We start from the raw sequence: 18,922 nt of genomic DNA, 5'->3' as shown, positions 1-18,922 counted from the left end.
GCGTTGGTAATCTGGGGCAGAAACGCCGTTGAGGAGGCAGTAAAGTCGAGAAAGGCTATTGAGAAGGTTTACCTTCAGTACGGGAAGTTTTTTGAGCCTGAGTTTTTGGAGCTCCTTGAAAAAAGGAACATCAGGTTTCAGTGGACAAAGAAAAAACAGCTTGAAAAGCTAACAGGAACTACAAAACACCAAGGGATAGTAGCAATCCTCTCACCTATTAGCTACCTTAGCGATGAAGAGCTGTTTAAGCTCACAGTAAAGAAGAAATCTTTCTTTGTAGTCTTAGACGGAATTACAGAGCCCCAAAACCTTGGAACGGTAGCGAGAACTGTAGAATCCTTTGGAGGGACAGGTCTTCTCCTGCCAACAAAAGGCTCAGCTCCCATCAACGAGGTAGCAGTAAAGGCCTCCTCCGGCGCGATACTACACCTTAAGGTGTCAAGAGTTCCCGACCTAACGGCTTCGCTAATTAAGTTCAGGTCCTTAGGAGGAAAGATTTACGCCGTTGAAACAGGTGGAAAGGACATAAGGAAGGTAGCATTTAAAAAACCCTTAGCCCTCATCCTTGGGTCAGAAGGTAGGGGAATTAGCGGGAAGCTCTTAGAACTTTCTGACGAAATAGCAACAATACCCCTTTCTGGGAAAACTCCTTCACTAAACGTTTCTGTCGCTACGGGAATTGCTGTCTGGGAGGTTGTCAGATAACATCCAAGCTCCTATAGCTCCGCTAAACTCTCCAAGCTCTGCCAGCTTAATGGTAAGTTCTTTTAATGTAAGAGGAAAAGCCTTTTCCCTTACAAGCCTTTCCGTCATATCCACAATCTCAGGGTAGTTTGAGGGAATACCCCCAGCAAGGACAACAACGTCCGGGTTAAAAATGTGAACTAAGTTCATAACTCCAACAGAGAGGTACTCTACCATCTTCCCAACGGCCTGTTTTGCCTCAGGCTCTCCAAGTAACGCCCGCTGGATTACCTCATGGGAGGGTAGTTTTCTTCCAGATTTAGAGAGATAGAGCTTTTCAAGGCCGTAGGAAGAAACGTAAGCTTCAAGACAGCCTCGCCTACCACAGCGACACGGCCAGCCATCCTTCTCTACAACCGTGTGGCCAACCTCCATTGCAGCCCCTGAAGTGCCCAGAAGGAGCTCCCCCTTTAAAACAGCACCACCTCCAAGACCCGTTCCAATCGTTAAACAAACAAGAAGTGAGCTCCCCCTTCCGGCTCCACGGAAGTACTCTGCGTAGGCAGCGGCAGTAGCGTCGTTAACGGTGAGGACGGGAACGTGGAGCTCCTTTTCAAGGAGGAACTTCAAGGGAGTACCGTTTAGAAAGGACAGGTTCGGAGACTCCGTTACGACACCTTCACGGATATCTACCAATCCAGCAACGGCCACTCCAACTCTACCAGCACGAGCCTTCTGCACCTTTTTAGCTATTATGCTGACTATTCCTTCAACACTCCTTGGAGTCTTTACCTTCTCTACTCTCCTACCGTCAAAAAGTTTTATAAAAGTTCCTCCGATATCAAAGCCAAGCCTCAAAGCTTTACCTCTGAGAGAGTAGTCGCAGCCCTTTCAGGAGGTACGGGGTTCACGTAAAAACCACTGCCAAGCTCCAGTCCCCCCTGAACCGTTAGCCTCGGAACTATTTCTATATACCAGTGGAAAAAGAGTTCCGACTGGGGAAAGAGAGGAGGAGAGGAATGGATGTAGAGGTTGTAGGGAGGGTCATCAAGAGCCCTGTAAAGTTTTTTTAAGGCTTTTAAAAGAGCATCGGCAAGCCCTTCAAGGTGTTCATCGTTAAGCTTAGAAAAATCGCAAGAGTGAAACTTTGGCATTACCCTCAGCTCAAAGGGAAAAAGAGAGTAAAAGGGACAGTAAACGGCAAAGGAGGTATTCTCGTAAACTACCCTCTTCCTTTCCTTAAGCTCAAAACTTAACTCATCACACAGGTAACACCTTCCAACTTTCAGATAGTACTTCCTGCTCTGCTCAATAACCTTCCTTATAGCCGTCGGCACAAGAGGTAAAGCAATCATTTGCGAGTGGGGATGAAAGATACTCGCTCCGGCCTCCCTCTTGTAATTCTTAAAGACGAGAACGTACTTGACCCTCCTATCCGAATAGAGCTCCCTCATCCTCTCTCTGTAAACAGAGAGAAGGTCTTTCAGTTCTCCTATAGAAAAATCGCTTACACGCTTAAAGTGGTCGGGAGTATCTATAACAACCTCGTGAACTCCAAAGCCTTCAATGGCCGAATAAAAGTCTTCCCCTTTCTCAAGGGGTAAAGTCTCCTTTCTAAGGACAGGATACTTATTCGGAATTACTTTAACTCTCCACTCATCCGGTTTAGCCCCCTCCTCCCTAAGGGCAAATACCTCCTGAGAAAGGGCCTTAGGCTCAAAAGGGCACCTTGATGGGTCTACGTTTTCAGACTGAGAGCTCTGAGAAAAGTCGTGGGGACGGTTCTGTCTCTCTGGAGCTACAATTACCCAAGTATCAAGGAGGTAGTTATACCTTATCTCCGACCTACCTTTACTCACCCTTCCTTAGTTCCTCTAAGGCAAACTTCTTACCGATTTCAACGGCCGGCTGACCGTATGGATTCACCTTCATTAGCCTTGCCATCCCAACGGTGGCAATCATGTAGGTCATAAACAGGTAACCAAGCTCAAACTCTGAGAGCTCAGGAATTTCAAAAACTATCAATGGTCTTCCTCTTTCCCTTAAAGCACGAAGAGCTCCCTTAAACTCTGCTTCCATTACCTCAGAGAGCCTTTTACCCGCCAAGAACGGTAGAATCTCTGTCTTTCTCGGAAGTACAAGATCTTCCGGATACCTCTTTATTAGAAAGAACTGATAGACCTTATCGTCTGGACCATCCATAAAGAGCTGAAAAACGCTATGACGAGAAGGTGTCCCTATAGCCTTCACAGGAGTTTGTCCTTTCCCATCCTTACCTAAGGATTCTCCCCACAGTTGAGCGTACCATTCTGTAAATTCCCTCAGATAATTTGAATAAGGTACCAGAACAGAGTTTATCCTACCTTCAAGGTAGTGGAGAAATTTACACGCTCCCAGCTTTAGACCTACTTCTGCCTCTTTTACAGCTCTTTGAGCTCCCCCTATAAAAGTTCTAATATCGTATCCTACAAAAGCTGCCGGAAAAAGTGCCACAGAGGTAAAGACAGAAAAACGGCCTCCTACCTCCTCTGGAACGGGAAGAAAAGGAGAACCAACTCTACTTGCAAGCCTTTCAAAGCTCTTACCTAAATCCCCAATGAAGAGCAAGTGTTTTTCAAAGTTGGGAACTTCATTCCTTAACTTTTCCAAGACGACATTTAGTATAGCTACAGTTTCAAGGGTTCTTCCAGACTTACTAACAAAGACAAAGAGCGTCTTTCCAAGATCTAACTTTTTCAAGGTTCTTGAAATCAGTAAAGGGTCAACGTTATCAAGGAAGAGGAGCTCCCTTTTCGCCTTATAACATAAAGCATCATGAAGGGCCATACTTCCAAGTGAAGACCCTCCCATTCCAACAACTACAAGGGTTGAGAAATACTCCCTCAATTTCTCAGCCGTTCTCTCTATTTCTAAGAGCTCCTCTTCCCCTACAAAGCGTATAAAAGGCATATCCTTCGGATTTATAAGTAGAGGAAGCTCTTCCTTCTCTACCACTTCCTCAATATGTTCCTTGGTGTACCCAGCAAAATCAAAAGAGACGCCTACGCCCATATAAGTAACTCTCCCTAAGAATCAGGCTGTAGGCGTTAGTATACAGTTTCTTCTTCGTAAATTCCAAGTTTCCTCTCAATCTCATAGAGAGCTCTTATCACCTCAAGGATAGAGTCGGGGTTTATGGAAATTGTGTCTATTCCTTTCTCCACCAAGAACTGGGCAAAGTCTGGATGGTCTGAAGGGGCTTGACCACATATACCAACCTTCCTTCCGTGCCTTTTAGCAGCATCTATTGCCATAGAAACCATTCTCTTAACGGCCTCGTTCCTCTCATCGTAGATGTGGGCAACAAGGCCTGAGTCCCTATCAACTCCAAGGGTTAGCTGAGTAAGGTCGTTAGAACCTATGGAGAAACCGTCAAAGATTTCTGCAAACTGGTCGGCAAGAATCACGTTAGACGGGAGCTCACACATGACGTAGACCTGAAGGCCGTTCTTTCCTCTCTCAAGACCGTACTCCTTCATAACTTCAAGAACTCTCCTTCCCTCTTCGGGAGTACGACAGAAAGGTATCATCACAATCACGTTGTCAAGTCCCATCTCCTCCCTTACTTTCCTTATGGCAAGACATTCAAGGCCAAAGGCCTCCTTAAAGTTATCCGAGTAGTAACGGGCAGCTCCCCTCCAGCCGAGCATTGGATTCTCTTCCTTAGGCTCAAAGTACTTACCACCAAGGAGGTTTGCGTACTCGTTGGACTTAAAGTCGGAAAACCTAACGACTACAGGCTTTGGATAGAAAGCTGCAGCAATCCTCGCTATTCCGTAGGAAAGCCTATCAATGTAGAACTGCTTCTTATCCTCGTAGCCTTTCGTTCTCCTCTCTATCTCCTCAGCAAGCTCTGGGTCTAACTCCTTTATCTCCTCAAACCTTATCAGGGCGTTCGGGTGGATTCCTATGTAGTTGTTTATGATAAACTCCTCCCTTGCAAGACCTACGCCGGCATTGGGTAAGAAGGAAAGGTCAAAAGCTCCTTCGGGAGTTGCAATGTTGAACATGATTGGGGTTTTGGGCATGGGGAGCTCTGCAAGGTCTACCTCCTCAACCTCGTAGGACACCTTTCCGTCATAAACGTAGCCCGTACTACCCTCAGCACAGGATACAGTTACGCTCTGTCCTTCCTTCAATACTTCTGTAGCGTTGCCAGCTCCAACTATGGCAGGAACTCCAAGCTCCCTTGCTACAATTGCTGCGTGGCAGGTTCTTCCTCCTCTATTTGTAACTATCGCAGAGGCCTTTTTCATTATAGGTTCCCAGTCTGGGTCGGTCATGTCGGTTACAAGGATATCTCCCTCCTCAAACCTCTCAGCTTCTTCTAAGGACATCAGGATTTTCACCTTACCTTCAGCAACCTTCCTTCCAACGGCTATTCCAGAAACAAGAAGTTTCCTCTGTCTCTCCTCTGGAGGTTCTGTAATCCTGTAAACGGTTATCTTGTTAAAGTCTTTCTGGGAGTGAACGGTCTCAGGACGCGCCTGAACGATGTAGAGTTTACCTGTGGTTCCATCCTTCGCCCACTCAACGTCCATAGGAGTCCAGCGACCGTTCTTCTCAGAGTAGTACTTCTCTATCTCAACTATCCAGTTGGCAAGGGTTAGAACCTCTTCGTCGGTAAGACAGAACCTATCCCTATCCTTGAGGGGAACAGAAACTACCTTTACCGGCTTCTTCTCACTATCGCCGTAAATCATCTTTAACTGCTTATCTCCAAGCCTCTTCTCAATTATCGCTTTATAGCCCTTGGCAAGGGTAGGCTTAAAAACGACCCACTCGTCGGGAACGACAGCTCCCCTTACCACCATTTCTCCAAGCCCGTAAGAGCCGGTAATCAAGACCACATCCCTGAAACCGCTCTCTGTGTCTATTGAGAAACCTACCCCAGCAGCTGCAAGGTCAGACCTGACCATTTTCTGAATTCCAACGGACAGGGCGACCTGAAAGTGGTCAAATCCAAAAGTCTCCCTGTAGGAGATTGCTCTATCGGTAAAGAGAGAAGCAAAGCACTTCTTAACTGCATTAAGCAGGCTATCAACACCCCTTACGTTAAGGAATGTATCTTGCTGGCCGGCAAAAGAAGCATCTGGCAGGTCCTCTGCAGTTGCCGATGACCTTACGGCAACGTCAACGGTCTCAAGGCCAAACTTCTTAGAGAGCTCCCTATAGTAAGTTTCAATCATCTTCTCTAAATCCTCGGGGAAGTCACCGCTCCTTATAAGCTCTCTAATTTTTTCTCCTCTCCTTTGAAGGTCGTTAACGTCATTTACGTTGAGTCCTTTTAAAATCTCCTTTATCTTTTCTTCAAGGTTGTTGTATTCCAAGAAGTACCGATAAGCGGCGGAAGTAACGACAAAACCTTCCGGTATATGCACCCCCTTAGGGGAAAGAGCCTTTATCATCTCCCCTAAGGAAGCATTTTTACCGCCTACAAGAGGAACGTCCTCAATGCCAACTTCATCAAGCCAGACGACAAGCTTTTCCCTTTCCATACCTTCCCCCTTTTTTCTTTATCGGCAAATGTTATCCTCCATCATTAAGTACTGGTCAAAAGTAAGGCCAATACCAACAAGGGCAGCGGGCAAGAAGAATACCTTTGGAACTTCTACAACAAGCCTTTTAATCCCGAGTTCTGAAAGAACAAGTTCAAAGAGTTCTTTCATGGACATAACCTTCTCACCGCAAAGTTCAAAAGTTCCCGTAACGTCCCCGTAAATAGCCTTCCTTACTGAATCCACCACCTTCTCCACGCTAACCGGCTGAACTTTCATCTTAGGGGCAGGAATTATAGGAGTAAAGCGAGAAAAGAAACGCAAATCCTCATAGAGCTTCTGTTCCTCCCCCAAAACGATAGAGGGCCGAAAGATAGCGTAAGGAACGCCGGAGCTCCTAATGAACTCCTCTGCTTTCCACTTACTTTGATGGTATCTACTTCTACTGTTAGGTCTAACACCTAAAGCAGATATATGGATAAACTTTCTAAGGTTTACTCTCTTTGCAGCTTCAACAAGCCGTTTTGTAAGCTCAAAGTGAACTTTTTCGTAGGTATTGTTTCCTTTTTCCACAAGAATTCCGATTAAGTTAACAATTACGTCTGGCTTAGAATCAACAACCAACTCTCCAATTTTTTCTTCAGAGAACTGAACAAAAGTTGCCTTCGGGTATTTTGTTTTTAGCTTTTCACTCCTTGAAAGGAGTATAAGGTTTTCCTGTGGTAATGCCTTTATAAGGTGAGAAGCTATAAAACCCGATGCCCCAGTTATCAGGATTTTACTTATAGCCCCTCTTTTTTCTTTTCCCTCACTTAACCCCATAACCTAAACCATAGCAGACGAAAAAAATTTCCCGTATAAGTGGATTATACCAACAACCATACTTTGTTAGGAGTAAATCTTGAGAACGTTGTAAAGGGTATCCCTCTCTACAGGTACTTTGCCAGCCTCCTTTATAAGCTTTATGAGCCTGCTCTTTGGTAAGAACTCTCCAGCCTTAGCGCCAGCCGCCTGAGTTATATCTTCCTCCCTCACAGTCCCATCAATGTCGTCAGCTCCAAACTGAAGGGCAACCTGAGCGATTTTTTCTCCAAGCATTACCCAGTAGGCCTTTATGTGAGGGAAGTTGTCAAGAATTAGACGGGAAACAGCAATAGTCTTAAGCTCATCAACTCCCGTAGTATAGGTTGCCCCCGGTATTTCCGTATTTAGAGGGTGGAAGGCAAGAGGAATGAAGGTCTGGAAACCTCCCGTCTCGTCCTGAGCTTCCCTCAGCCTTAAGAGGTGGTCTACTCTGTCAACGTAGGACTCTACATGGCCAAAGAGCATTGTTGCGTTTGTCTTGAGCCCCAACCTGTGAGCTGTTTTATGAATCTCAAGGTACTCATCACCAGTTATCTTGTCGGGACATATCTCCTTTCTCACGCTTTCAGAGAAAATCTCTCCACCACCCCCCGGAAGTGACCCCAAACCTGCCTCTATCAAGTCTATAAGAGTGTCAGCGATACTTTTGTTTCCCTTTTTGGCTATATACTTAATCTCCTCTGCAGTGTAAGCTTTGATGTGGAGCTCCGGAAACTCTTCCTTCACAGTCCTAACAATCCCAATGAACTGCTCGTAGCTCCAGTCAGGGTGAAGCCCTCCAACTATGTGAACCTCTGTTAAGCCTGAAACCTCTTCACTGTACCTTTTTAGTTTTTCAATAACTTCTTTAACGGTAAGCTCGTAAGCGCCACTTTCACCTTTTTTCTTCCTAAAGGCGCAGAACTTACACGTTCCTACGCATATGTTCGTAGGTGTTATATGGACGTTAACGTTAAAGTAGGCGAATTTACCGTTCTTCTTCTCTGCTACGTAGTTTGCTAAAAGTCCAAGAACGGGGAGCTCCGAAGATTCAAAAAGGGTAAGCCCCTCCTCAAATGAAAGCCTCTCTCCCGAGAGAACCTTTTCCGCGATACTTAAGAGCTTTCTGTCCTTTACCAGAGAAAGTATCAGCTCCTCCATTCCTACCTCAGTAGACCCTCAGAACGTTGTAGACAGTGTCCCTCTCTACCGGAATTTTACCCGACTCCTTTATGAGCCTTATAAGCCTTTCCTTTGGCATAAAGGAGCCCTCTTTAGCGCCGGCAGAGCGGGTTATGGACTCCTCAACGACAGTCCCGTCAAGGTCGTTAACCCCAAAGTGAAGAGAAACTTGGGCAAGCTTTTCACCAAGCATTATCCAGAAGGCCCTTATATGGCGGAAGTTATCAAGGAGAAGCCTTGCAACGGCAAGCATCTTTAAGTCGTCAAAGCCCGTTGTAAAGTTCCCTCCAAGCTCAGTATTTAAAGGATGGTAGGCAAAGGAGATAAAGGCCTGAAAGCCTCCTGTTTCGTCCTGAAGTTCTCTGAGCCTTAAAAGGTGATCAACCCTATCTGAATAAGTCTCCACGTGGCCGTAGAGGATAGAGGCGTTTGTCTTAAGACCAAGCCTGTGGGCAGTTTTGTGAATTTCAAGGTACCTCTCTGCAGAAAGTTTTTCAGGGCAGAGCTTTTCTCTAAGCTTCTCGTTAAAGATTTCTGCCCCACCACCGGGAAGAGAGCCAAGACCGGCCTCTATTAAGTCCATGAGAACTTCTTCCACAGATTTGCCGGAAATCCTGCACAGGTAGTCAACTTCTTCCGCTGTAAAGGCTTGAACGTGAACGTGGGGAAAGTTTTCCTTGATTTCCTTAATGAGGTTCACGTAGTAGCTGTAGTCCCAGTCAGGATGAAGTCCACTAACTATGTGAATTTCTGAAACTCCTTCAAACTCCTCTATTTTCCTAAGAACCTCCTCAACACTTAGGGCGTACGCTCCATCCTCTCCTTTCCTTTTCCTGAAGGCACAGAACTTGCACGAGCCAACACAGATATTTGTAAGGTTTACGTGCCTGTTAACTACAAAGTAAACTAAATTGCCGTTTTTCTTTTTATTTACGTAGTCTGCAAGCCTTCCTAAGGTTAGTATATCCCCAGTTTCAAATAGTTTAACGCCGTCCTCAAAGGAAAGCCTTTCACCAGAAAGAACCTTTTCGGCAATAGGTATAAGGCTTTTATCCTCTACAAGTTTCCACTCCAAGAGCTCATTTAGCGCTAGTTCCATAAATCTTTCCTCTTACTCTTCCTCCTTAAGCTGTTCAAGGAGCTTTTCTATGTCTATGTTGAGGGTCTCAACAGTTTCCCTTGTCTGGAAGGGAGCATCTGTAAAGGAAGGTTGCCTTGAAAAGCCCGTAAGTGGTCTTCCTTTTTCATCAAAGCCGGTAGCAATTACTGTAACCTCAATAGAGCCTTCAAGCTCCTCGCTAACGTTTACGCCAAAGAAGAAGTTTGTATCGTCCCTCTTTGCCCTTTCCTTTATAAGGCCGGCAGCAGCGTAAGCCTCGTCAAGGGTAAGGTCGGGCCCTCCAGTAATGTTGACAAGTATCCTGCTTGCACCTTCAACTTGAACGTTTTCTAAGAGAGGGTTGTCAATGGCCTTTCTGGCCGCCGTTAGAGCTCTATCCTCTCCGCTTGCCTCTCCTATACCGATGAGGGCGTAACCGCCGCTGTGCATAACGGTCTTAACGTCAGCAAAGTCAAGGTTAATAAGTCCCGGCTTTGTGATTACTTCCGTAATTCCCCTTACCGCCTGATAGAGAACGTTATCTGCAAGCTTAAAGGCGTTAAGGATGCTCATGTCCTTTGGAGCTACAGTTAGGAGTTTCTGATTTGGAACAACCATTAAAGTGTCAACGAACTCCTTTAGCCTCCTTATGCCGGCTTCTGCAAACTCGTGCCTCTTTCTCCCTTCAAAGTCAAAGGGCCTTGTTACAACGCCAACGGTAAGGATTCCCATATCCTTAGCTATCTTTGCAACAATTGGAGCAGCACCAGTTCCAGTCCCGCCCCCCATTCCGGCAGTTATGAAAACCATATCGGAGTTCTCAAGAACCTCCCTTATCTTCGGCTCATCTTCCAGAGCCGCCTGTTCTCCAATTTCTGGCTTTCCACCGGCTCCAAGTCCCTTAGTTAACTTTTCTCCTATCTGAACCTTTATAGGAACGGGAAGCTTTGTAAGGACCTGAGCGTCTGTATTAATAGCTATAAACTCAACTCCCTCTATACCCTTCTCGTACATTCTCGCTACAGCGTTTCCACCGCCTCCGCCAACGCCGATAACCTTAATGACTGGACCCTGAAAGATGTCATCGGCAATGTCAAACATGGCTCCTCCTAAATAAGGTCAGTTATAAAACGCCATATACCTGCAAATAGGCCTTTCCTTGAGTAGTCCTTCGTAAGGTCCTCTTTTATGTCCACTATACGCTTTCGGCTCTTTAAAGACATAACAAAGTTGGTAGTCCCTACAAGGGGAGAGTAGAGAGTATCTTTCATAACCTCATCCTGCGTTTCTGCCACTATGGCCGGCGCCTTTAGTATCTTTCCAGCAAGAAAATCTATATCCTTCAGCTTTGCCAATCCACCCGTCAGGTAAACTGCGTTAAGGTTTGAAACAAAGGTAGGGTCTTCGTTCTTCAAATCATCCTTAATGTCCTTAAAGAGCTTTTTTAGCTGGGCGTGAATGAGGGCAGATATTAGTATTTTGGGCACTTTCCGCGTATACATACCGTAGTTGACGTCAATGATTTCTTCCTTGTTCACCTTAAAGGCGTAGGCGCTACCGTGTTCTAAGAAGAGCTTTTCGGCCTCTTTCCTGCTAATCTTTAGCTGGTGAACCAAGTTCTCTATTATGTCCTCACTACCAAAGGGAACGTGCCTTAAGAACACTGGCTTATCTTCTCTAAAGTAAAAGTACTCGGTATTCCCAGCACCCATATAAATAAGGAGGTTGTTGTTGAGGTAGGTCTTCTCATCCCTAATTCCGTGGGAGGCAGCAAAAGACTGGAGAACGACCCCCTTTAGCCTAAGACCGACCTCCTTTAAAAGGGACTCTATGGTTTTCATTGAAGACTTTGAGGCCAAAATTACGAAAGCTCTCATCGTCAGCTCGCGGCCGTTGTGCCCAATCGGATTTTGTATACCGGTAAGGTTTTCTACGATAAACTCCTGAGGAATCATGTGGATTATCTCAAAGTGACTTGCTGCCTGTCTTAGTTTTTTAAGGAGCTCCCTCTTAGCTTTGTTTTTAACCTCGTTCACGTCGCTATAGGAGATTGTCTGTATCCCAGCAAAGGTTATCTTTGACTCAACGGCGTAGCTAATCGTGTGAGCTCCTGTAATGAGAACGTAGGCCTCAGGCGGAACGGTTACAGAGGATTCCACCTTCAACTTATTGAGGGCGGAGTTGAGGGAGTCCTTGGCCGACTGGAAGTTAACTATGTTCCCGCCTCTTATCCCCCTTGACGGAGCAGTTGTCATAGTTATTGTTCTCTTGTTTCCGGAATGTACAACAGAAAGAGCCACCCTTATCGCCGAAGTTCCTAAATCTATGGTCAAGATTTTCTGTTCAAGCATTTTTCGTTCCTCCCCCTTACAAGCATATCAAAGAAGCGAAAGTCGTAAACACCCGCTGGGAGCCTATTAGCAAGTCTATCAAACTTAACGAAATTACTCCAAGCGTTTTCGCTATTATCAAGGTAGACGATAACCTTCTGCTTTTTGAAAATTAAATTCACTCCAGTATCTGTTAGAACTATTTCCGGCTTTTCCTGAAAGCCACTAAAGGCTCCCAGACGTTTTTTAGCTAACTCTATTTCTGTTCTAATTATGTTCTTGATTTTAACAAACTCTCCATCAACAGTAAACGGTGAAGTTTTTCCTTTGTAATAGTAAATTGGAGAAAAATTTTTAAAACCAGCAACCTTATCTAAAACAAAGCCCTTGTTACTCATTATGTACGTACTACCCGCAAAAAAAATAGCAAAAGCTGGAGTAACTTCCCAGACTTTTATTCTTAGAACTCCATTAAGGAGCGAAACTGAACATCTATCAACCCACGGAAGTGACTCTAACTTCTCCTTTAGGTACTCAAGTTCCTCTAACTCTAACCTCTCCCCCGGCTTTACAAGAGTAAAGACAAACTGGCTTATTTTAGGTTTCCAGTTTCCCGTTTCCTTCTCTATTTCAAGCTCCACCTGATTCACAGTCTGGGGCGCCGTAACGTAACCGTAAACGGCCACTCCAAGGAGAGCCAAAAAAAGAACAAAAACAGCAAGCTTTTTCATCCTTTAAGTATCCTCTCTATCAGTTCAGGGAACTCTATCCCGGCTGACTGAGCGGCCTTTGGGAGTAGGCTTCTTTCTGTCATTCCGGGAATCGTGTTTACTTCCAAAAGGTAGGGAGCTCCCCGCTCATCAAGGCGAAAATCTACCCTTACCGCTCCATGACACTCTAAGATTTTGTAAACCTTCTCAGAAATCCTCTGTAACTTCTTGCTTATCCTCTCAGGGAGGGGAGCTGGCACTACATACTGGGTTTTAGAGCTCACATACTTGGCCTCATAATCGTAAAAACCACCCTCAGTAATTATCTCTACAGGGGGGAGAGCTCTCCCGTTTAAGACTCCAACTGTCAGCTCTCTACCTTCTATATACTCCTCAACGAGTATCTTACTATCGTAGCGGAAGGCCTCCTTTACAGCCTTCCAGAACTCTTCCTCTGTTCTTGCAACGTTTATGCCAACGCTTGAGCCCGTCCTTGCCGGCTTAACGACGCAAGGGAGCTCAAGAAGCTCCACCTCCTCCTCGCTAAAGTAGGTCTCTCCGGCAGGAACAGGTATCCCGTAGGTTTTAAGAACCCTCTTCGTTATGTCCTTATCCATACAGATAGCGCTCGTTTGGGTATTACAACCCGTGTAGTCAAAGCCCATTACCTCAAGTAAACCTTGAACCGTTCCATCCTCACCGGGACAGCCGTGAAGAACTAAAAAGACTTTGTCGGGCTTTATTTCCTCTAACTTTTTAATGAAGGAATCGTTAAGCTCAAGAGGAAAAACCTCGTAACCTTTTTCCTTTAGCGCAGAAATAACGCCGGCTGCACTTTTCCTTGACACATCGGCCTCAGGGGAAGGACCTCCGTAAACTACCGCTACTTTCAACTTCCATACCTCTGCCTTATTATTTTGACCACTTCTTCAAGCCTGTTCTTCCTTGAACCCTTTACAAGGACTGCTTTTCCAGAAAAATCGTAGTTATTAATAAAATTAATAAATTCTTCTCTGATTGTAAAGTAAAAGGACTTACCTTTAAAGGTCTCCAGAGCTCTTCCTATCTCCTCTCCAAAGGCAACAAGCTCTGTAACACCGGCTCTATTTAAAAGCTCTCCGAGCTTTCTGTGCTCCTCACGCGAAATCTCCCCAAGTTCTGCCATATCTCCCAAAACAGCTACCTTAGTCGTGGGCTGCAAGGATAGAACGTGGATGGCGTTCTCCATTGAACGGGGATTAGCGTTATAGGCGTCGTTTATAAGAACTACTCCCTTTAACCTCTCTATGCAGAGCCTCATCTCAGGAGGTTGGAAAGACTTTAACCTTTCCGGAAAGTCCGCAACATCAACGCCAAGAATGAGAGCTACAGCCACGGCAACTGCAGCGGCGTTAACGAGGGAATAACCCGGAATGGGAGATTCAAAGGAAAGCCTTTTTCCGAAAAACTCAAGGGAGAAAAGTGTTCTATCGGGGAAAAACTTAAGGTCAACGACCCTTACATCGCCTTCTCTTCCAAAGGTAACAGTTTCAAAAGACTTTGAGAATTCCCTAAAAGCGTAAGGGACAACGGCCGCAGGAACATCTTCCGTAATGGACATTTTCTCTTTGAGTATAGTGTCAAAATCTTTCAAACCTTCTGTATGGGCTCTTTCTACAGCGGTAACGATGGATATATCGGGCTTTACAAAAGCTGTAAGCTCGCCAATTTCTCCCGGAGCGTTCGTTCCAAGCTCCTGAATGTAAACTTCTGTTTCTCTCGGAAGGTTTGAAAGGGTATAGACAACCCCCAACATGTTGTTGAAACTCTTTTTGTTTTTATAGGTCTTAAAACGGTCTGAAAAGAGGTGGAAAAGGAGCTCCTTTGTCGTCGTTTTTCCTACGCTTCCTGTTACGGCTACAAGGGTTTTAGAAAAGTTTTCTCTCTTAAACTGGGCAATTTTCTTAAAGGCCAAAAAGGTGTCTTCAACTTCTATAGAAAACTTTCCTTCTGGAACTTCTACAGGTATTTCCGTTAGGGTTCCGAGAGCTCCTTTTAAAAAAGCATCCTCTATAAAATCGTGGCCGTCCCTTTTTCCTTTTAGAGGAATGAAGAGAGCTTCAGATACCCCTTCCCTCGTGTCAAACTCAAAGGAGGAAACGGAAATGTTTTTTTCTCCCCTTAACCGTCCTTCTGTTATCTTTGCTAAATCTTCTGCCTTCAAGGGAGCTCCCCAGAGAAAAAACTTAAAAAGAAATTTAACCCAAAGATTAGAAACTACAAGAGACAAAACGTGAGGAGGATTTCATCCCCCTCAAGCTCCCTCCTTGATTAAACAAACCTACCCTAATCCCTTCCACTTTTAAGGGCATTTCAACTTTACTAGTTATTCTCTACCTCATAAGTTGCTTTACGGGAATAGTCGCAATCCCTTCCACTTTTTAGGGCATTTCAGGCATTTCAACAGAATATACGTATTGGATAATCGATGAGATGGCAGATGGATGTTAGTCGCAATCCCGCTCACTTTTTCGGGCATTTCAACAGCAAAAATCTGGAAGTATTGAAAACCAAAGTCTCCAGAATTTAAGATTTCTATCAAATTCTATAACTCGCTGGAAATTCGCTATTTAGAGCAAAAAGTTTCAGTAAACTTAACTCTGCCCCGTTAGCCTTATTCAGATTTCAAAGGCCATCTTTTCTTATTGTATCAAACGGGAGAGCTCCCTCACCACTTCCCTGTCGTCAAAAAGATACTTTTTGCTCCCAACTTCCTGATAGGTTTCGTGACCTTTTCCGGCTATTAAGAGAATGTCTTCCTCCTTTTTCAGTTTTAATCCCCTCTCTATGGCCAACCTTCTATCAAAGATGACCTCCACCTTACTCCTTTCCCTTATACCTGAGAGGATTTCATTTACTATCTGCTCCGGGTCTTCGCTTCTTGGGTTGTCGTTAGTCAAAATGATAAAGTCGGCAAGTTTTTCGGCTATACTGCCCATTAGTGGACGCTTTTCTCTATCCCTGTCCCCTCCACAGCCAAAGACAACTATGAGCCTTCCTCTTTTAAGCTCTCTTAGAGCTCTTAAAACTTTCTCTAAAGCGTCTGGAGTGTGAGCGTAGTCAACAAAGACGTTCTTCACTACCTCCTCCATCCTGCCGGGAACTGAAATTCCGTCAAAGAGGCCTAAGAGCTCCCTTGGAGAAAAGCCAAGCTCTACAAGGAGAGAAAAGGCCGCAGCTACGTTGTAGGCGTTAAAGAAACCCCTTAAAGAGGTCTTTATTGGGTAAGTCTCTCTACCAAGCTTTAAAATAACAAGGAGGCCTTCCTCTAAGTTTTCCACCCTCTCAATTCTGAACTCTCCTTTCTTTCCAAAACTTGAAAGCTTACAGGGGAAAATTCCTCTAAGGCCAAGCAAGAGTTTTCCAAATTTATCGTCGCCGTTTACAACTCCTACGTCCCTTGTCATAAAAAAGAGCTTTTCTTTTGAAAGGAAGTAGTCCCAAAGGTTCTTGTGGAAGTCAAGGTGTTCAGGAGAAAGGTTTGTAAAGACCGCTCCCTTAAACTTTGTTCCGGTTACCCTGTGGAGCTTTAAACCGTGAGAGGAAACTTCACAGACTACGAAGTCCGCCCCATTTTCTTTAAACTCTTTAAGAAGGCGGAAGAAAGTAGTAGGAGAGGGAGTTGTTCTTTCTGCTGGAATAGTCTTTCCGGGGAGTCCGTACTCAACCGTCCCTATTATTGCGGTCTTCTTCCCCAAACGGTTTAAAAGGTGGTAGAGAATGTAGGCCGTAGTCGTTTTTCCGTTAGTCCCCGTAACGCCAATTACTTTTATGGATGATGAAGGGTCTCCGTAAAAACGGGAAACTATTAAGGCCAAGTCTCTCCTGAGGTCCTGTGAAAAGATTAAAGGAACGCCTAAGCTCTTATATTTTTCTAAGGAATCCCTGCTGTCGGTTACTACAGCTACAGCTCCCCTCTTTACGGCTTCGGGGATAAATAGGTTCCCATCGGTTTTAAATCCCCGTAAGGCAAAGAAGAGAGAGCCGGGCTTAACTTCTCGTGAGTCATCGGTAACGTGGGTTACTTCAAGTTCCTTCTTTAAAGGAGGAAGACCCGCACTTTTTAAGAGACAGTTAAGCCTCACCTACTCCGCCTTCTGCTGTATGGCTTCCTCAAGCTTCTTTATTTTCGCTTCAACCTCCTCTAAGATACTCTTCTTCTCCTCCTCGCTCATTTCCTTCTCGCCGGTAGTAATGAGCTGAGTTACGGACTCAGAAATCTCTTTTACCAAGTTTCTTGCCCTTTCGGGGAGGTCACTCTCCTTGATTTGCTCTTGGAGCTCCTCAAGCTTCTTCAGAATCTCCTCCCCCCTTGCCGTTGCAAGGTAGGCCGTTACAGCACCGACAACTGTACCAAGTAAAAACATAAAAGAGGTCCTCTTCATCGTTTCCTCCTTTCTGTGTTCTTACTTTAAAAGTAGTCCAACGTTAAAAGGATTTCCAGCAAGAGTTCACTTTTCTTCCTTCTTATCTTTCTTCCTTCTAAACTTTCTAACCGAAGATACAAATCCTTCTACTATTTGAAAAGCCTCAGTTACGTTGAGGACGGTCTTTTTTAGCTCCAGAACGGCAGGCCTAAGCTGGTTGTTTACGGTATCTACACTTTCTTCAAGTTTTTTAAGAAGCCTATAAAGAGCTACAGAAATGACGATAGTTCCAATGGTTATTAGAACCATACAGACAGCTATAACGCTTAAAGCCACTTCTGAGACGGTCATCTAACCTCCAATTGTGAACATTTTTCTATGACACCCCAAACTTCTTAAAGCTTCAATGCCGTTAACGCTACGCTTTTCTACAAGTGCCTCTAAAATAACCTTCTTGAGGAGTTCCCTGCTATAGACAGGGGAGCGAAGAATAGACTTTAAGTCAATCTCCCTGTCTTTCATCAGACACAGGCGGAGTTTACCGTCTGAAGTCAGCCTTAAACGGTTACAGGAGTTACAGAAATGCTCGCTAACAGACGAAATAAAGCCTACAACTGCCTGCGTTCCTTCTATTCTAAAGGATTTTGCCGGCCCTTTCTTGCGGGTCTTAACCGGAATGAGCTTCCCAAACCTTTCCTCTATGAACCTCTTAATCTCTGAAGCCGGTATAAAGTTTTCCTTGGTAAAGAACTCTCCACCAACCGGCATGAGCTCTATAAAGCGAACCTCAACCTCGTAATTTTCAGAAAAGCGAATGAAGTCCTCTACTTCTGAATCGTTAAACCCTCTTATCAGAACGGTATTTACCTTAACGGGCGTTAGCCCGGCCTCTAAGGAAGTTTCAAGCCCTTCTATGACCTTAGAGAGAGCTCCTTTATTCTTTGTTCCCGTTATGTAGGCAAACTTTTCAGGGTCAAGGGTATCAATACTGATGTTTACTCTATCAAGGCCGCAGGACTTAAGAAGTTTTGCTTTCTCAGAAAGCAAAAAACCGTTTGTAGTAAGTGAGACTTCTCCTATTCCTCTCTCTTTTATCTGCAGGATAAGGTTCTCTAAACCTCTCCTTACTAAAGGCTCTCCTCCGGTTAACCTTACAGAGTTAACTCCAAATTCATAGAAAATGCCTACTATTTCGGCTATCTCTTCATACCTCAGGATTTCGCTGTGGGGGATGAACTCCTTCGTTCCTTCTGGAACGCAGTAACGGCACCTGAAGTTGCACCTGTCGGTAACGGAAACTCTAAGGTAGTTTATCTTCATCCTTGGCGGCCCTCAGCCGAATTTTACCACAGGTAGCCCAAAAAAGCTTAAAGTTCTTTTTGATACTGGATGAGCGGCAGGTTGGCCTCTTTTGCGATTTCCTTTGCAAGCCAGTCGGGATAGCCTTCCTTGTATATCACCTTCGTTATTCCTGCGTTTATGAGCATCTTAACGCACAGGGAGCAAGGACAGTGGGTACAGTAAAGGACTGCTCCCTTTGTTGAAACGCCGTGGAGGGCCGCCTGAATGATTGCGTTCTGCTCAGCGTGAAGGCCACGGCAGAGCTCGTGCCTCTCGCCGCTGGGAATTCCAAGTTTTTCCCTGAGACAACCAACCTCCTCTGGGTGTTTAAGCCCAGAAGGAGGACCGTTGTAGCCAGTTGAGATTATCCTCTTATCCTTAACGAGAACAGCCCCTACCTTCCTCCTAAGGCACGTAGAACGGGTTGAGACCATTTCAGCAATGGACATAAAGTACTCGTCCCAAGAGGGCCTCGGCATTCCTTAGTGGTGACCTCCACCAAAGAGGTGGTTGTAGGCAGTCATTATAAGGGTTAGGAACATAAAGATGTAGAGGATAAGCTCAACAGAGGCTATCCACTTCCTGAAGAAGAATATATTCCTTAGAGCTCTTCCCACGCCTTCCTCCTCATAGCCACATAAATATTGAGTTGGAGTACCAGTGGACGAACTTTACAAACCAAACTCCCAAGATAGGAAGGAGGAGTATGGAAAGGGCAGCTATTAGAACTATTAAAGCTTCCCTTTCTATATCCTTAGAGCTTACTTCCCTTGCCATTTTCTAACCTCCG

20 protein-coding genes are annotated in these 18,922 nt (G+C 45.0%); 1 reads left to right on the top strand and 19 read right to left on the bottom strand.

Annotation, left to right across the window (positions count from 1 at the left end):
• Nucleotides 1–3: 3 nt before the first annotated feature.
• Nucleotides 4–705: a 23S rRNA (guanosine(2251)-2'-O)-methyltransferase RlmB gene (rlmB, locus tag CLV27_RS00315; protein WP_132524643.1), complete on the top strand. Its 702-nt coding sequence runs from the start codon at nucleotides 4–6 to the stop codon at nucleotides 703–705.
• Here the strand turns inward: rlmB and CLV27_RS00310 are convergent.
• The 19 genes from CLV27_RS00310 to CLV27_RS08460 all read right to left on the bottom strand — a co-directional run bounded on the left by CLV27_RS00310 (nucleotide 655) and on the right by CLV27_RS08460 (nucleotide 18,909).
• Nucleotides 655–1,542 (bottom strand): ROK family protein, encoded by an 888-nt coding sequence (locus tag CLV27_RS00310; RefSeq protein ID WP_132524641.1) that lies wholly within the window; start codon nucleotides 1,540–1,542, stop codon nucleotides 655–657. The genes rlmB and CLV27_RS00310 overlap by 51 nt on opposite strands.
• Complete coding sequence (galT, locus tag CLV27_RS00305) at nucleotides 1,539–2,543, bottom strand: galactose-1-phosphate uridylyltransferase (RefSeq protein WP_132524639.1); 1,005 nt, start codon at nucleotides 2,541–2,543, stop codon at nucleotides 1,539–1,541. Before galT ends, CLV27_RS00310 begins: the two co-directional genes overlap by 4 nt.
• Nucleotides 2,536–3,735 carry a glucose-6-phosphate isomerase gene (locus CLV27_RS00300; protein WP_132524637.1) on the bottom strand — a complete coding sequence of 400 codons (1,200 nt, stop codon included), beginning with the start codon at nucleotides 3,733–3,735 and terminating at the stop codon, nucleotides 2,536–2,538. The genes galT and CLV27_RS00300 overlap by 8 nt, the downstream gene beginning before the upstream one ends.
• Nucleotides 3,736–3,770: 35 nt before the next feature.
• Nucleotides 3,771–6,221 carry a phosphoenolpyruvate synthase gene (ppsA, locus tag CLV27_RS00295; RefSeq protein ID WP_132524636.1) on the bottom strand — a complete coding sequence of 817 codons (2,451 nt, stop codon included), beginning with the start codon at nucleotides 6,219–6,221 and terminating at the stop codon, nucleotides 3,771–3,773.
• Between the two features lie 18 nt (nucleotides 6,222–6,239).
• Nucleotides 6,240–7,043, bottom strand: a complete 804-nt coding sequence (locus tag CLV27_RS00290; RefSeq protein ID WP_132524634.1) for an NAD-dependent epimerase/dehydratase family protein — start codon at nucleotides 7,041–7,043, stop codon at nucleotides 6,240–6,242.
• 66 nt (nucleotides 7,044–7,109) lie between these two features.
• Nucleotides 7,110–8,225 (bottom strand): aminofutalosine synthase MqnE, encoded by a 1,116-nt coding sequence (mqnE, locus tag CLV27_RS00285; RefSeq protein WP_132524632.1) that lies wholly within the window; start codon nucleotides 8,223–8,225, stop codon nucleotides 7,110–7,112.
• A gap of 7 nt (nucleotides 8,226–8,232) precedes the next feature.
• A complete protein-coding gene (gene mqnE, locus CLV27_RS00280) occupies nucleotides 8,233–9,345 on the bottom strand; it encodes an aminofutalosine synthase MqnE (protein ID WP_132524630.1) in 1,113 nt (370 codons plus the stop codon).
• Nucleotides 9,346–9,357: 12 nt separating this feature from the next.
• Nucleotides 9,358–10,446, bottom strand: a complete 1,089-nt coding sequence (gene ftsZ / locus CLV27_RS00275; RefSeq protein WP_132524628.1) for a cell division protein FtsZ — start codon at nucleotides 10,444–10,446, stop codon at nucleotides 9,358–9,360.
• Between the two features lie 8 nt (nucleotides 10,447–10,454).
• On the bottom strand, nucleotides 10,455–11,696 hold the full coding sequence (locus tag CLV27_RS00270) for a cell division protein FtsA (protein ID WP_132524626.1): 1,242 nt from the start codon (nucleotides 11,694–11,696) through the stop codon (nucleotides 10,455–10,457).
• Nucleotides 11,675–12,406 carry a cell division protein FtsQ/DivIB gene (locus tag CLV27_RS00265; RefSeq protein WP_132524624.1) on the bottom strand — a complete coding sequence of 244 codons (732 nt, stop codon included), beginning with the start codon at nucleotides 12,404–12,406 and terminating at the stop codon, nucleotides 11,675–11,677. Before CLV27_RS00265 ends, CLV27_RS00270 begins: the two co-directional genes overlap by 22 nt.
• The gene (locus tag CLV27_RS00260; protein ID WP_132524622.1) at nucleotides 12,403–13,278 is read right to left on the bottom strand and encodes a D-alanine--D-alanine ligase family protein; all 876 of its coding nucleotides are present in this window, start codon (nucleotides 13,276–13,278) and stop codon (nucleotides 12,403–12,405) included. Before CLV27_RS00260 ends, CLV27_RS00265 begins: the two co-directional genes overlap by 4 nt.
• The gene (locus tag CLV27_RS00255) at nucleotides 13,275–14,588 is read right to left on the bottom strand and encodes a UDP-N-acetylmuramoyl-tripeptide--D-alanyl-D-alanine ligase (protein ID WP_132524620.1); all 1,314 of its coding nucleotides are present in this window, start codon (nucleotides 14,586–14,588) and stop codon (nucleotides 13,275–13,277) included. The genes CLV27_RS00260 and CLV27_RS00255 overlap by 4 nt, the downstream gene beginning before the upstream one ends.
• A 478-nt stretch (nucleotides 14,589–15,066) precedes the next feature.
• The gene (locus tag CLV27_RS00250) at nucleotides 15,067–16,509 is read right to left on the bottom strand and encodes a UDP-N-acetylmuramoyl-L-alanyl-D-glutamate--2,6-diaminopimelate ligase (protein WP_132524618.1); all 1,443 of its coding nucleotides are present in this window, start codon (nucleotides 16,507–16,509) and stop codon (nucleotides 15,067–15,069) included.
• Entirely contained in the window at nucleotides 16,510–16,809 is a 300-nt protein-coding gene (locus tag CLV27_RS00245; protein WP_132524616.1) for a YtxH domain-containing protein, read from the bottom strand.
• A gap of 66 nt (nucleotides 16,810–16,875) precedes the next feature.
• Nucleotides 16,876–17,142, bottom strand: a complete 267-nt coding sequence (locus tag CLV27_RS00240) for a hypothetical protein (RefSeq protein ID WP_132524614.1) — start codon at nucleotides 17,140–17,142, stop codon at nucleotides 16,876–16,878.
• On the bottom strand, nucleotides 17,143–18,111 hold the full coding sequence (moaA, locus tag CLV27_RS00235; protein ID WP_132524612.1) for a GTP 3',8-cyclase MoaA: 969 nt from the start codon (nucleotides 18,109–18,111) through the stop codon (nucleotides 17,143–17,145). It abuts the gene before it with no gap.
• A gap of 47 nt (nucleotides 18,112–18,158) precedes the next feature.
• The gene (locus CLV27_RS00230) at nucleotides 18,159–18,611 is read right to left on the bottom strand and encodes a deoxycytidylate deaminase (RefSeq protein WP_132524610.1); all 453 of its coding nucleotides are present in this window, start codon (nucleotides 18,609–18,611) and stop codon (nucleotides 18,159–18,161) included.
• A gap of 3 nt (nucleotides 18,612–18,614) precedes the next feature.
• Nucleotides 18,615–18,749 (bottom strand): hypothetical protein, encoded by a 135-nt coding sequence (locus CLV27_RS08600; protein WP_274542976.1) that lies wholly within the window; start codon nucleotides 18,747–18,749, stop codon nucleotides 18,615–18,617.
• A 10-nt stretch (nucleotides 18,750–18,759) separates the two neighbouring features.
• Nucleotides 18,760–18,909 carry a hypothetical protein gene (locus tag CLV27_RS08460; protein ID WP_165863647.1) on the bottom strand — a complete coding sequence of 50 codons (150 nt, stop codon included), beginning with the start codon at nucleotides 18,907–18,909 and terminating at the stop codon, nucleotides 18,760–18,762.
• Nucleotides 18,910–18,922 lie beyond the last annotated feature (13 nt).

The sequence above is a fragment of the Phorcysia thermohydrogeniphila genome (assembly GCF_004339575.1).
In the GTDB taxonomy this organism is placed as follows: Bacteria; Aquificota; Aquificia; order Desulfurobacteriales; family Desulfurobacteriaceae; genus Phorcysia; species Phorcysia thermohydrogeniphila.
The sequence above is the reverse complement of the archived record's forward strand: the minus strand, read 5'-3'. Positions and strand labels throughout refer to the sequence as shown.

What these genes read in the sequence shown, in the direction of transcription:
- CLV27_RS00265 (WP_132524624.1), bottom strand. Translation starts at nt 12,406, where the DNA reads ATGAAAAAGCTTGCTGTTTTTGTTCTTTTTTTGGCTCTCCTTGGAGTG.
- mqnE (WP_132524632.1), bottom strand. Translation starts at nt 8,225, where the DNA reads ATGGAGGAGCTGATACTTTCTCTGGTAAAGGACAGAAAGCTCTTAAGT.
- ftsZ (WP_132524628.1), bottom strand. Translation starts at nt 10,446, where the DNA reads ATGTTTGACATTGCCGATGACATCTTTCAGGGTCCAGTCATTAAGGTT.
- ppsA (WP_132524636.1), bottom strand. Translation starts at nt 6,221, where the DNA reads ATGGAAAGGGAAAAGCTTGTCGTCTGGCTTGATGAAGTTGGCATTGAG.
- CLV27_RS00230 (WP_132524610.1), bottom strand. Translation starts at nt 18,611, where the DNA reads ATGCCGAGGCCCTCTTGGGACGAGTACTTTATGTCCATTGCTGAAATG.
- CLV27_RS00290 (WP_132524634.1), bottom strand. Translation starts at nt 7,043, where the DNA reads ATGGGGTTAAGTGAGGGAAAAGAAAAAAGAGGGGCTATAAGTAAAATC.
- CLV27_RS08460 (WP_165863647.1), bottom strand. Translation starts at nt 18,909, where the DNA reads ATGGCAAGGGAAGTAAGCTCTAAGGATATAGAAAGGGAAGCTTTAATA.
- moaA (WP_132524612.1), bottom strand. Translation starts at nt 18,111, where the DNA reads ATGAAGATAAACTACCTTAGAGTTTCCGTTACCGACAGGTGCAACTTC.
- mqnE (WP_132524630.1), bottom strand. Translation starts at nt 9,345, where the DNA reads ATGGAACTAGCGCTAAATGAGCTCTTGGAGTGGAAACTTGTAGAGGAT.
- CLV27_RS00245 (WP_132524616.1), bottom strand. Translation starts at nt 16,809, where the DNA reads ATGAAGAGGACCTCTTTTATGTTTTTACTTGGTACAGTTGTCGGTGCT.
- CLV27_RS00240 (WP_132524614.1), bottom strand. Translation starts at nt 17,142, where the DNA reads ATGACCGTCTCAGAAGTGGCTTTAAGCGTTATAGCTGTCTGTATGGTT.
- CLV27_RS00270 (WP_132524626.1), bottom strand. Translation starts at nt 11,696, where the DNA reads ATGCTTGAACAGAAAATCTTGACCATAGATTTAGGAACTTCGGCGATA.
- CLV27_RS00300 (WP_132524637.1), bottom strand. Translation starts at nt 3,735, where the DNA reads ATGGGCGTAGGCGTCTCTTTTGATTTTGCTGGGTACACCAAGGAACAT.